This is a genomic window from Mesorhizobium sp. M0140 (assembly GCF_040322475.1).
Taxonomy (GTDB): Bacteria; Pseudomonadota; Alphaproteobacteria; order Rhizobiales; family Rhizobiaceae; genus Mesorhizobium.
Genome location: NZ_JAMYTM010000022.1, coordinates 47,318 through 60,049 on the forward strand (window position 1 = coordinate 47,318; position 12,732 = coordinate 60,049).

At 57.8% G+C, this 12,732-nt stretch carries 7 protein-coding genes and 2 pseudogenes; 4 read left to right on the forward strand and 5 right to left on the reverse strand.

Translation table 11 applies throughout. From position 1 onward, the window contains the following. Nucleotide 1: 1 nt before the first annotated feature. Together NKJ37_RS21405 and NKJ37_RS21410 are read right to left on the reverse strand one after the other, a co-directional pair. A complete protein-coding gene (locus tag NKJ37_RS21405) occupies nt 2-2,680 on the reverse strand; it encodes an OmpA family protein (RefSeq protein ID WP_352442500.1) in 2,679 nt (892 codons plus the stop codon). 7 nt (nt 2,681-2,687) lie between these two features. Beyond that, complete coding sequence (locus NKJ37_RS21410) at nt 2,688-3,362, reverse strand: coiled-coil domain-containing protein (protein WP_031212622.1); 675 nt, start codon at nt 3,360-3,362, stop codon at nt 2,688-2,690. A gap of 904 nt (nt 3,363-4,266) precedes the next feature. On the opposite strand from NKJ37_RS21410, the gene NKJ37_RS21415 reads away from it, so the two are divergent. Both NKJ37_RS21415 and NKJ37_RS21420 read left to right on the forward strand, forming a co-directional pair. Next, complete coding sequence (locus tag NKJ37_RS21415) at nt 4,267-7,173, forward strand: trifunctional glycosyltransferase/class I SAM-dependent methyltransferase/polysaccharide deacetylase (protein ID WP_352774929.1); 2,907 nt, start codon at nt 4,267-4,269, stop codon at nt 7,171-7,173. A 158-nt stretch (nt 7,174-7,331) separates the two neighbouring features. Beyond that, nucleotides 7,332-7,499: pseudogene (locus NKJ37_RS21420) on the forward strand (IS1595 family transposase); the annotation flags it as partial. Between the two features lie 93 nt (nt 7,500-7,592). On the opposite strand, the gene NKJ37_RS21425 reads toward NKJ37_RS21420, so the two are convergent. After that, nucleotides 7,593-8,747: a RelA/SpoT domain-containing protein gene (locus NKJ37_RS21425; RefSeq protein WP_245273101.1), complete on the reverse strand. Its 1,155-nt coding sequence runs from the start codon at nt 8,745-8,747 to the stop codon at nt 7,593-7,595. Between the two features lie 336 nt (nt 8,748-9,083). After that, nucleotides 9,084-9,464 (reverse strand): type 2 periplasmic-binding domain-containing protein, encoded by a 381-nt coding sequence (locus NKJ37_RS21430; RefSeq protein WP_206638033.1) that lies wholly within the window; start codon nt 9,462-9,464, stop codon nt 9,084-9,086. A 107-nt stretch (nt 9,465-9,571) separates the two neighbouring features. Between NKJ37_RS21430 and NKJ37_RS21435 the strand changes: the two genes are divergently transcribed. Both NKJ37_RS21435 and NKJ37_RS21440 read left to right on the forward strand, forming a co-directional pair. Further along, nucleotides 9,572-9,952 carry a DEAD/DEAH box helicase family protein gene (locus NKJ37_RS21435; RefSeq protein WP_352722856.1) on the forward strand — a complete coding sequence of 127 codons (381 nt, stop codon included), beginning with the start codon at nt 9,572-9,574 and terminating at the stop codon, nt 9,950-9,952. A gap of 43 nt (nt 9,953-9,995) precedes the next feature. Then, entirely contained in the window at nt 9,996-11,096 is a 1,101-nt protein-coding gene (locus NKJ37_RS21440; RefSeq protein ID WP_352774931.1) for a tyrosine-type recombinase/integrase, read from the forward strand. A gap of 832 nt (nt 11,097-11,928) precedes the next feature. Here the strand turns inward: NKJ37_RS21440 and NKJ37_RS21450 are convergent. Then, nucleotides 11,929-12,664 (reverse strand): annotated as a pseudogene (locus tag NKJ37_RS21450) (CNNM domain-containing protein); the annotation flags it as partial. Nucleotides 12,665-12,732: the final 68 nt, after the last annotated feature.

Consider the following 12,732-nt stretch of genomic DNA (forward strand, 5'->3'; position numbering starts at 1 on the left):
CCTAGTCCAAGTTTACCGTAACGGAAACCCGGCGATTGGTGGAGCTACCAGCCTGACTATTTTCAGGCACCGCCGGTTCAAAGGTGCCCGCGCCCCGAACCAGCAGCAGTTCCGGGGCGACGCCGCGCTTGTTGAGAAGCGCACGAACTGTCTCGGCACGGGCGGCGCTGATCGACGCGTTGGCCGTCTCACGGCCCGTGGTGTCCGAATGGCCGGTCAACATGAACCGCGCAGTTACGCCTGACTTGCGGGCATTTTGGGCGAATTCCTTTATTTGATCCGCCAATCTGTCGAGAACCGGCGTCTGCTCTGGTCCCGGCACAACTTTGCCGGAAGAGAAGAAAATGTCGGTCGTCTGGATAGACTCTCTCAAATGATTGAGCTCTGCAAGGTCCAGCTCACGCAGTTGCGAGACATCCAGAACCACTCCGTCCGCCGAAAGTTGTTCAGCGGCGGCCTGCGCCCGGTCGATCCAGGCGGCAGGAGCCTCGCCCACGACAACGATGCGACCCTGGATGATCGAAAGTCGGACCGATTTCGGCGGCGTCAGCGACGCCGTCAGCCGCTTCACCACAAACTTCGGATCAAGGCTCTGGTAGAATTGCCACTGTGAATGAACGCGGGCAGGATCGACCTCCGTTCCGGACAGCAGAGCTTGCGGGTCGGCGGCAAGCGGGTCTCGCAGGCCGGAAATATAGAAATGTCCACCCCTGGTCGATTGTTGGGCGACGACAATTCCCGGTTGGGCCTCAAGTCGCGACACATAATACTGCCAGTGCTCCGCCGCGCGTGCTTCGGGGCTCACATCACGAACCTTGGAAATGTCGAATTCCGGTCCACCTGCCGAAAGCTGTCGGGCCGCTGCGCGCGCCCGATCTATCCAGGTGTCGGGAGCCTCGCCCTCGGCAATGATGCGATTATTGACGATCGAAAGTCGTACTGTATCCGGTGGATACAGCGACGCCGTCAGCCGTTTCAACACGAACTCCGGCTCAAGGCTCTGATAAAATTGCCATTGTGAATGAACCCGGGCGGGATCGACCTGCGTTCCAGACAACAGCGACTGCGGGTCGTCGGCAAGCGGGTCTCTCAGGCCGGCAATATAGAATCGGCCATCGCGTATTTTTTGTTGTGCAACGATGATGCCCGGCTGGGCCTCCAGTCGCGACACGTAGGCCTGCCAGCGCTTCGCCTCGAGTACTTCGGGGCTTACGTCACGAACCTTGGAGATGTCGAATTCCGGTCCGCCTGCCGAAAGCTGTCGGGCCGCTGCACGCGCCCGATCTATCCAGGTGTCGGGAGCCTCACCCTCGGCAACGATGCGCTCATTGTCGATTGATAGTCGTACTGAATCCGGCGGAGCCAGCGACGCCTTCAGCCGCTTCAGCACGAACTCCGGTTGAAGGCTCTGATAGAATTGCCACTGCGAATGAACCCGGGCGGGATCGACCTGCGTTCCAGACAACAGCGACTGTGGGTCGGCGGCAAGCGGGTCTCTTAGGCCGGCAATATAGAATTGGCCGTCGCGCGCCTGTTGTTCGGCAACGATGATGCCCGGCTGGGCCTCCAGTCGCGACACGTAGGCCTGCCAGCGCGACACATAAGCCTGCCAGCGCTGCCCGGATTGCCAGGAAAGAAAGAACCAACCGCCTGCCAGAATCAAAAACAGCAGGGCCACGGCGGCCACCAGCCACGGAAATCCCTCGTTTGATTCCTCCTGCTTCTGCTCCACGCAGGTCCGCAATTGCGCCTCTACCCCGGCCAACTGCGAACTGTCGCCGTCAAACTCTACTAAAGCCTGTGAGCATTCCTCATGGATGCGAAGCAATACATCGCGAACTATTTCATGCAATTCCTCTGGCGGATTTCCCCGGATCACCGAAACCAGGGTCGCAAACGGTCCAACTTCCGACCAGAGACGAAGGTCGCCAAAACGGATAGTGTCCAGGCCGCTCTGCTCTCTCTCGTTGAATGAATCTTTCACAAAATCTTGAATTGCACTAAGCATCGACGAAATCAGCTGGGGATCTTCGCTCGTCGCATTGTCGGCAGCTACATGCGCTATCAAAAGCCCGGAATTACGATTAATGAGAAAGGCATGCTCTACACGATAGATAAGAGAATGCTTTAGGACAACTTCCGAGAAGCTCGCACCTGTCCTCCAAGCTTCAAATCTCCACTTGAGCCCATGCCAGGTAAATATATGTCTTAAAGTTTCATTCAGTGACTGAAATGTCTGGTCGATCTTTTCCCCGATCGACTTGCGGATTGCCGGCAGAAACACCGGGTATAATATATCCGTCAGCGTGCGCGGGCTCTTCTGGATTGACCGTTGCACAGCCCGTTCGACAGCTGGCGCAAGCGCCTCGCCGAGCTGCGCATGAGTCGCTCGCGCGACCGCAATGGGAAGAACATCGCCCACCGCTGCCGCAAGCTGCTCGGGTTCGTCCAGCAGATGCGTAACTCGTGAAAGCTCCGAAATTTCGCGGCTGACCAGCAACTGGCGCAGCGTTTCCATGCGAGGATCGGCGGTTGGAACTCCGTCGAAACGCGCACGATAGTCCGGATCAACGTTCCGGGCAATTTCGACCAAAAGACGAGCCAGAGCCTCGCGATCAATTTCTGTATCGTTCGAGGCTGTTCTTTGTGGAAGACTGATTGGGTCGACGGTTGACGTCAAGGTCCCATCAACTCACTTTCCAGCTACGATCCGAGTTGCCCTTGCTGCCGACGGGATCCTGATTCAGACATTTCGCAACCTCTACAAACAGGCCAGCCAAAAGATTTCGGTCGGTCTTAACGTTGCTGAGATCGGCAAACATTTTCTCTATCAGCATCTGAACGCCTTCATTCTTCTGCTTAATTTCCTCACGCAACAAATGATCGTTTCGATTTATCCGGTCCGAAACGTCCCGCTCAAGCGCGCTCAATTGATCCGACAACGCACGCACCTGCTTTTCAAGTGCCTGGTTTTGCTCGCGAAGATTCCGGTCAATCTCCTTGTCGGCATCGGCTCGTGAGTCTTTTTCGTTCCGCAATTGCGCCGCGAGCGAATCGATCTGCTTCTTTGCATTTGACTCGTACATCTCAAGATTGCGCTTGGCTTCGGATTCGACATCCTTGAAGCGCTGCAACACCCGTTCTTCAAGCTTGGAAAAACGGCGGTCATAGTCCTGCATCTGGTTGCCGAACAGCAGATCGCGTATCTTGTCGACACCTACGGCGTCGCCGGCGCCCCCGTTTTCGCGAACCTGGGCCGCCATGAAGTTCAGCCCGCTTCCGTCTGCATTACCGATCAAATTTGCGTCCGCCTTGTTTGCGGAGGAAACGGCACTCGAAGTACTCGAAGATTCCTTGGCCATCCTTATACCCCTCTATTTGAACCACCTGCCACAGTGCAGAGACCCATAAACAGGTGAAGATGCCAGCAAAATCCGCGACCTGCAAGCCGGAATCTTCTTGGCGAAAGCCAATTTGCGTGCTCTTTTTACACGGCTTGGACCGGCCGAAAAAGCACCAGTACCGCTAGGTGTTGCTCTCGCCCCTCTCTGTGATAGCAACCATAGCCGTTTAATCTAATTGGTTATCGAGCGAAATCTACTATGAAGCCGAGTGATACAATGGCATTATGTATATCTATTTAGACAGACGTAAGTAATGAGTTTTCATTAGAAATTGCTAAAATAGCTGTTCCAGTGAGCAGCATATTGGCTCTCGCTCCGCTATATACTGCCACCATCAGCTTCCGGCGCGATCTCAACAGTAGAAGGAGAATCTTCTTCTTACACGAGGAATCGCCGATCAAGAATGCAGCCCGGAATCGAGGTGTTTCGGTCGATAGGAGAGAGCAATAGGTCCCAATAGCTGGCAGTCATTCAACCAAAGCTTCAGTGGGCTTGCATTGCTGCGTCGTCGATTGCAAAGGACGGCAGTTTGCCATAGCCAGGTGCCAGGGACCGCAGCTTGTGGTCATGGTGCCGATTTCAGGGATCGACATGAGTATGCGGCATGCTTGGTTTTGACGTGCATCTGCGACAGCCGGCGTCCGATCTCGGCGGCACGGATGAAATGCTGCGCCAGGCTTCTAATGTCGCTAGCACGACAGGAGCAAGCTCGCACTGCAGCCAAATGGCGGCGCGACGGCTCGGAAGAGTTTACGGGAGACTGTTTGGACGCAGCATCCTCGGTGACCGTTTCCTTTGGCGGGAAACCGCCGGCTATGTCTCGGGGCTCTTGTACCTTCGAACCAGGCTTGGGTAAGACGGCATGGCGCATAATCCATTGGTTTCAATCGTGGTTCCTGCGCACAACGCAGAGGTGACGCTGGCGCGCGCACTCGATTGCCTTCTCGATCAGGAAATCGTGGATTGGGAGGCGATCATCGTCGACGACGCCTCCACGGACCGCACCCCCGCGATCATTGCCAGTTATGTGGAACAAGATTCCCGATTTCGGACGTTGAATTCTTGCGCCCGTGGCCCCGCCGGCGCGCGCAATAGCGGGATTTCGACGGCGCGCGGCCACTGGCTCATGTTTCTGGATGCGCACGATTGGGTAGACGCCAGCTTCCTCGCGAAAATGCTAGCCGCACTGGAGGCTGCGCCCGATTCAGTGGCCGCCTATTGCGGCTCCCAATGCGTGATGCCCGATGGCGAACTTATCTGGTTGAGCATCTCGTCAGAGGTTGCGATCCAGCCCTTTGAAACATTTGCCCGCCGGTGTGCCATCGCCACCCACGCGCTGCTGCTCGACCGGGAGACAATCGTCGAGTTGGGCGGTTTCGATGTGTCGCTGCGCACATGCGAGGACTGGGATCTGTGGCAGCGCCTCGCCCGTCTCGGCAGAAATTGGGTAATGGTCGACGAGCCGCTCGCCTTCTACCGGGCTAGCCCCAACTCGCTCACCCGCAATTCATCTCAGATGCTGGCCGACGCGGAAATCGTCATCGCCCGTGGCTTCTCTGCCGACTCCAGAGTCAAACACCCGGTGACTATCCACGCCAACGGAGCGAACTCGGCGGATGGCCGCACCGCTTCCGAAGCACTCGCGTGGTTCGCATTTTGGAACGCCGCGTCGGATTGCGGCGGCGGCTCGGGCTCGATCAACCCGCAGTCCCTGCGCGCGCTTCCGGCCGGACGCAAGTGGGCGAGTGAGATCGCCAAGGTAGCCATCAACGGCCTTGCGGTGGGAAGCCTGTCTGTGCCGGCGCAACTGGCTGCCAGGTGGGGAAGGTTCGGCCGCGCCATCACCGAGTTGATTACCGAACTCGGCAAGGTCTGGGACAATCCCGCAGCGGCTCGCCGCATCCAGTATCAGCTTGAGCAAATGCTTCTCGACGCCGACGATCTTGGCGCGCCGCGCAGGCTGGCGCGAACACTTGGAATCCGCGTCGACGCTCGAAATCCGACCTCGACCGAACTGCCGGAAGGAATCGACCAAATCTATGCCTACCTGATGATGGATGGCCACATCGAGGCCGTCGTACAATTCGGCGTGCTCGGGACAGTGACAAGGGATCATTGGATTGAACTGATCCGGAATTTCGCACCGCAAAAGGAGGCTGGCGCCAACACTCCGAACACGCTTCCAGCCCGGGCATTGTCAGGCACAGCCGAACGCGAGCCTGATCCGGACAGCCATTTCGGCAAACTCGCGAGATTGGCTGCGCAAGCGCGGGAGTTGGTCCGGTCGAGCGCCGAACCTGCGGAGCCTTCTGCCGCGCCGCGCCGTGAACGGCCCAGGCACGACGAGAATCGCACGTTGTTCTGGAATGGCTATTTCACGACCGAGGATCCCTGGAACTACAGTTCGTCCTATGAGCAGGAAAAATATGAGCGGCAACTCGAGATTCTGCCTGCGGGTCCCATCGGACGGGCACTTGAGCTCGCCTGCGCGGAGGGCCACTTCACGCGGCAGCTGGCGCCGCGAGTGGGCCATCTGACCGCAACCGACATCTCCGCCATAGCCGTGGGACGGGCCCGCGCGCGATGCAGCGATCAGCCGAACGTCGAATTCGGCGTACTGGATTTCTCCGCAGACACGCTGCCGGGTGAAATGGATCTGATCTTCTGTTCGGAAGTGCTCTACTATCTGGATGATCTCGCCGAGTTGCGGCGCATTGCCAAAAAATTCGCAGAGGCGTTGGCGCCTGGCGGCAGTTTCATCAGCGCCCACGCATTCGTGCTGCGTGACAATGTTGAAAGGACGGGGTTCGACTGGAACACATTCGGGGCACAAGCGATCTCAGAGGCGCTCGCAGCGACCGAAGGTCTCGTCCTCGAGCAGTCGATCCAGACCAAGCTCTATCGCATAGACCGCTTCCGCCGCCTGTCACCGCACGATGTAGTGACGGAACCGAGGATTGATCATGCGCCGATCCGCGCGCCCATCGGACTCGGGGTCGCCCGAAATATCGTCTGGGGCGGGGCGCGGGCCTTGCGCCGCGACGTCGCGCGCAGCGAGCGGCGGCCACGTATCCCTGTCCTCATGTACCACAGCGTCGCCGAAGAAGGTCCGGCTGCCCTCGCCCGTTTTCGGCTAACGCCCGCCGCATTCGCCAGCCAGATGGCATGGCTGCGCGCCAATGGCTTTCACGCGACCACGTCCGAGCAACTGGAACGGTCCATCGCCAACCGTCAGCCTTTCGCTGGCCGCCCAGTGCTCATCACCTTCGATGACGGTTTCCAGAATTTTGCCGACCAAGCCTGGCCAACCTTGCGCGCGAACGACCTGACCGCGGAAGTGTTCCTGGTGACTGACCTGGTGGGTGAAAGCGCGCAGTGGGATGCCGAAAACGGTCCGCCGACGCAGCTTATGGATGCCGGGACGGTGCGGCGGCTCGCCGCCGAAGGTGCGTTCTTCGGAAGCCATCTCGCGACGCATCGCGCGATCGATGGTCTGTCGAGCTCTGACTTGGCCGCCGAACTGCTGCGCTCTCGTATGTTCATCGAACGTTGGACCGGTCGGCCAACCTCGGCGTTCGCGGCACCCTTCTCTGTCACCGACCGACGGCTCGGCAGACTGGCCAAGGAGTCCGGCTATCGGATCGGCTTCGGCAGCAGACACGGGCCGGCGGACCTTAATTGCGATCCCATCGATCTTCCACGCATCGAGATTCGCGGGGATCGCTCGCTCGACGACTTTGTCGCCACCGTCGAGGCCATGCTCGATTAAACGGTGAACTTTGTCACGGTCATCGGTCCCGCTCACGTGCGCAAGATCGACGAAACGCTCCGCACTCGCCAGACTGCTGCGATCGCCCGATGTCACCCCGAGATCGGAATGACCTGCCCCGGCGGCTGAGTAAACACTGCCAAAATACCCGGCGCATCAGCATCTTCAAGCGCGGCATGCGTGGCACCTATCAGCCTTGCGCAAAAAAGCATCTGCACCGCGACCTCTCCGAATATGACTTCCGCCATAATTCACGCGTAGCCCCTGGCATGAACGACGATGCACGGGCCGGTCGCAGCCTCGATGGTATCGTCGGCAAGCGCCTCGCCTCGGGTTACTTCACACGGAAGCGAGCGACGGCGCTTAAGCCGAACCATAATAGGGCCTTTCGTAGGGTTCGGAGCTACCACCTGTGCAGGCTAACTGTATTCGATAGCCGCTTTTCCCGTGCAGATGGATTTCAGATTACGAGCAAATAAGTAAACGTCTCCGAAGTAATTCGGATACATTTCCACAAGCTTTTCTTTCTTATCTACCTCGACCAAGACAGCCTTCACCTCACTGCCCCTTAGCTCGATTTTTTGCTCGATCTCTTTCAGTTTTCGCGCACCTAATATAAGCGCCCAGAACGGCTCGATGGACAATTTATGATCTTTTCCATATTGAAGCAAATAGTATCGAGTTTTGGCTGCTTTATGTACGAAGTTTTCTGGGCAGTGAGTAGTATTATTGATTTTTTCTAGTATGCCGATCGCATCTATACGCTTGTTGAGATCCTGCAATTCTCGAACCCGGTCATTGTGATCCGGAACACTTACATGAACGGGGCACTGCTCAACGTGCGCGAATTCCGCCGACATAAGCTGGAAAAGGCGAAGCCAATCCTGGTCGCCCTCTCCGTGCTTCAAATCCTGGCCCCGGAATAGCCCGACAGCCTCAACCGCAGTTGCCCATGAGTGCTGAAGCTTGGTACGAACTTGCAACTCGATGCGTCGTCCGTCGAAAGCCTCGGTGTCGGCATCTCTGGGTCGGTATTTGAAAACAATATGGTGACTTCGATACCCGTCCGGCTTCGGCTCATCGATATAGTTAAACTCCCTAGAGTGGATCTCATGGGGGAACTTGTCTCGCATCGATGCGAGAAGCGAGCGAACACCTTTGATATCGGCCATGATCGCTCGGCAACCGCCGATGTCGTTCATGGTGTCCAAATTGGTGGTGGACTCTCGAAGCTTCCGACGAATGGATGCCATGCGCTTCGGCCGGGATGCCATGTCGCCCTCCAGTCGCAGGGCTCTTATGTGATGACCGACAGAGAACCGAACGCTGCGCATCGGCAGAAAGTGCGAGTCGCGCCAGCTATTGGCGATTGAGAAGATTTCGAGTGCGTCCACATACTGGCCGACAGTGATGTCTCGTCCGAACTGAATAGGTTTTGCCAGCCGGTCGCCTGCCTTGCGAACGGCTTTCATGCTGTAGGCAAGGCGCGGGTACTCAGTCATTGGAGCCAAGAAATCAAGATAGCCCGCCTCATTCTGGACTGGCCGGACTATCGCAGGGGAATCAGATCCCAAGAGTCATATCCGTTTGGGTAAGCGAAGTACCATAGCGCGCGACATCGGATCTCCGCGAGCGATCGTCTCGGCCGTATCTGCCTAGATCGCGCCCCTGGACATGACGCGGACGTAGATGCCGTCACGGTCAGCCAGCTTATAGTTCTTTTCAGTGCTTTAAGGGCGACGCCGACAACATAGCAATTGCCTCCTGAAAGATACCTCAGGACAATTGAAGGCTTCATGGCAGGAAATTGCCTTTTCTCCATCGCATTGGGCATTAAAAAGCACCACCGTGAGCCTTATTGCTCTGATGGTGGTACCTAGAAATCCGGGTGGGCGATATGCGAAGGTTCATCAAAGCCAATCGACGTTTGAGTGGGCCTGAATCATTCCCACTCGATTGTTCATGTCGGCGACGATCAGCGTCGGTGGCGGCAGTTCATCGAGGATTGGTCTTCGAACGATCTCCTCCCCATCGGCGGTGGCGCGACCGATAGGCCGCATGTTGAGGACGGCCATGCCGAAGCCGGATGCGACGGCCGAGCGCACCGTTTCGTAAGAGCGCGTGCGAAAGCGCACCTCCGGCCGTTTCGCCAGCTCCTCGATCGGCTCTCGAACGCGTGAGGACGATGCTGGGAAATCTTCCTGAATGATCCGTGCGGAACATTGGAAACCTTCGGACGGGTTCGTTCTGGAGCCCAATGCCCTAGAGGCAGCAACAGAGACCGAAGCCAACCTAGCGCTCACTGCCGGACCGGGAGCCGGCAAGACGGAGATGCTCGCAACGCGCCGACTTTCTCCTGCGGACGCGAAGCTGCAGATACCCAAAGCGTATCCTTGCGATCTCCTTCAAGGTCGATGCCAGCACGAACCTCAAGGCGCGCGTAAGGCGCCGGTGCGGCCACCAGCTTGGGGAACGCTTCGACAGCTTCACATTCCATCGCTTCGTGCTCCGCATAATCCAGCAGTTCCGCCTCGCGCTCACCGGGCAGGACGTACTGGCTGCGGACTTCTCCGTCGGGCCGGCTCGCATCCAGGGCCAGTCGATTACATTCAGGGACATGATCCCTCTTGCGAAGACGATCGTCGAGGGCAGCGTGATCGCGCGGAACGCGCTGAGGAAACATACAGCCAGGTATTCTTGGACGAGTTCCAGGACTGCACCGATCTCCAGTACGGCCTCATTAAGGCCTGTTTCCTTGGAACCGGCGCGCAACTCGTAGGGGATGTCATGGAAAGACAGTCTATCGCTATCGTGCAAAGGGAATGCCTGAAATCCGCCTCCCAGGTCAGCCCGGCGATCCGGAATTCGAGGCTGCCTATGAAAGGGCAACGCAGGGTCAGGGCCTGAAGGCAATTATTATCGACCTCCCCGGTCGGGCGTTGCCAAAGACGTTCGGTCATGCTGCGCGGCGACTTGAAGCGACGATGGAATGGCTGGACTTTGACGAAGCGACGCAACGGAAAAATGCCCGGCTTATTGAACGCTTCCTCCGAATGCAGGTGGATCCTGCCTATCCGCTGACTTGGCGCGATACGCCAGTAGAACATCTCGACGCCGACCATCTGCGCGCGATTGTCGAAAGCGTCTTTGCCGCCAACCGGACGGTTGCCAAGCACCTGCTGGTCGCAATCAAGAAGCTCCTGTGGGTGGGGATCGAAGTTGAGAAATGGATAAAACCGCAGGACGATCCCTCACTGTCGATCCGCGTCCGCATTCCTAAATCGACCGCCAATCCCGCGTGGCCCGTCCCCATTCGTGAAAAGTTCGAGGCGCGCCATCCGATCGGCTCCCCGCCGCGCACCTGTTACGCGCTCGCCTTCTGGCTCGGCAACCGACGCGGCGATATCGCCTCGTTGGAATGGGACGATTTGGTATTCGAAGAGATCGAACTGTTCGATGGCTCTCTAGAGGTGATCGAGGCCTTCGATTTCCGGCAGAAGAAGAACCGCAACCGTCACGGCGGGCGCGAGATGTTTATCCCCATCGTCGACAAGCTCGCGCAAGCGTTGGCGCCGCTCGATCGTTCGAAAGGCGGGACGGTCCTGAAGAATGCCTATGGGCGTCCATTCGCGGAAAAGAGCCTCACCGGCATGATGGCACATTGGAACAAGCAGGCCGGCATTCCTGAGGGCTACACTCTGCACGGGCTACGCCGCACATTCGGCACTTATCTCGCCGAATGCAACATCCAAGCACGCGCCATCATGGAGGCGATGGGGCATTCTTCCATGACGGTGACGGACGAATATGTCCGAGAGGCCAACAAGAAGCGAATCGCTGTCGACATAGCCCGCGCCATCAACGAGCGTGAGGCCAAACGCGATGCGATGAAGCAGCGAGCGGCCCTGCGCGTCGTCAAGTAGGTGAGATCAACCGGCCATGCGCAGGGTGCTACATCGGCCGCCCATTCTCTTTGGGCCCATAACGGGCCCAAAACGTTTTGGGCCGAGGCATATTTTTATCAATGAAATCAATGGTTATGGTGGTGCAGGCAGTCATTGGCGAACCAGTCTCTGTCTGATTTTCCCTATTAGAGCCCGAAAAACAGCGAATTTCTGGCGATTTTGAGCGGCCGAGCCAATTCCGGCCTGAAATCTCACAGTAGTTTCAACGCGTTGTCCAGGAATTCCCTATTCGCCCTAACAGGGAAATGAAAGTAGTCCAACAGGGAAACGCCACGTGCGTCAGGCGCGGGAAATGCGCATCGCTTGCTTGACTTTGAGCGGCCTAGCGACTGGGTTGTCTCACCCACCGAATCCGTCCCCAAGCCAAAAATGCCGCACACCTTCACCCGCCAAGAATTGTATGACCTCGTTTGGTCGACCCCTATCGTCACGCTTGCTGAGCGGTTCGACATATCGGACGAGGGCTGGCGAAGACTTGTGCTCGCTATCAGATACCCGTTCCCGGCCGCGGCTATTGATCGAATGGGCCAAACAGCGGCTGGCTCACATCGAAGCGCAGAACCAACTTGATGTGCTGACTTCGAACCTGCGCGAGCAAAATCTCTTTCCCGACCCAGACGATTTGGATAATCCTGAGGGTGATCCGCCACCGCCAAAGACCCTGTGGGGCTAGCAACGCATTGCAAACGACCTGCTCAGACGGTGGGCCAGCGCCCTGCATCCCGTCGGCCCAATTGAGTTGCAGGTTCGAGGTGAGCTGTGCCTTGCGAAACAGGTCTTTACCTTCCGGGCTGTTTGCGGACGACACGCCGATCCAGTCGATATCGCGCCGCGGCGTCATGATATCGGCGATGCGCCGATCGCCAATGTTGAAGACGCGCTCGACGAGCTCCTGCTGGGTCTGGTGAAGCAGCCCTGCCTCCTGGCTCGCCGCGACAAGCAGCTTCAGCTCTAAGCGAATGCAGGGACTCCTCGCCCGTCCCTAGCCGCAATCCTCAGAGACGCAACACCAGATTGCCAAGACCGTTCAAAGCGAGGATCGCCGGCCTGAGCAGGAACAGGAACAGGCCTAGCGGCCGCACCACCCAGAGTGCCGTGCCCTCGCTACGCTGAAGCGCCAGGCTTTTCGGCGCCAACTCGCCCAGAACGATGTGGAGAGCAGTGATGATAATAAAAGCAATTGCTACGGCGATTATATGGGATCCGGCGGTGGCAAGAGACCCCATCGCTCCGACCAGCAGTGGCTCGATCAGATGGGCGAGTGCAGGTTCGCCAACCCAGCCAAGCGCCAGCGACGAAATGGTGATACCCAGCTGGGTCGCGGCAAGATTGGCATCGAGATTCGCCAAGGCTCTTTGAAGCAGCCCGGCATTCAAGCGTCCAGCGGTAGCAAGTTCGTCGACTCGGCTCCGCCTGACCGCCATCAACGCAAATTCCGCAGCGACAAAGAAGCCATTTGCGCCAACGAGTACTAGAACCAACAGAATTCCAAGAATGTCGCGTAGACTACCATCGTCCGCCGGCATGATATCCTCTGCTGGATCTGACTGGCGGGATCTGTGAAGCGTATTTGGCGCTATTGCGCAACCGCATT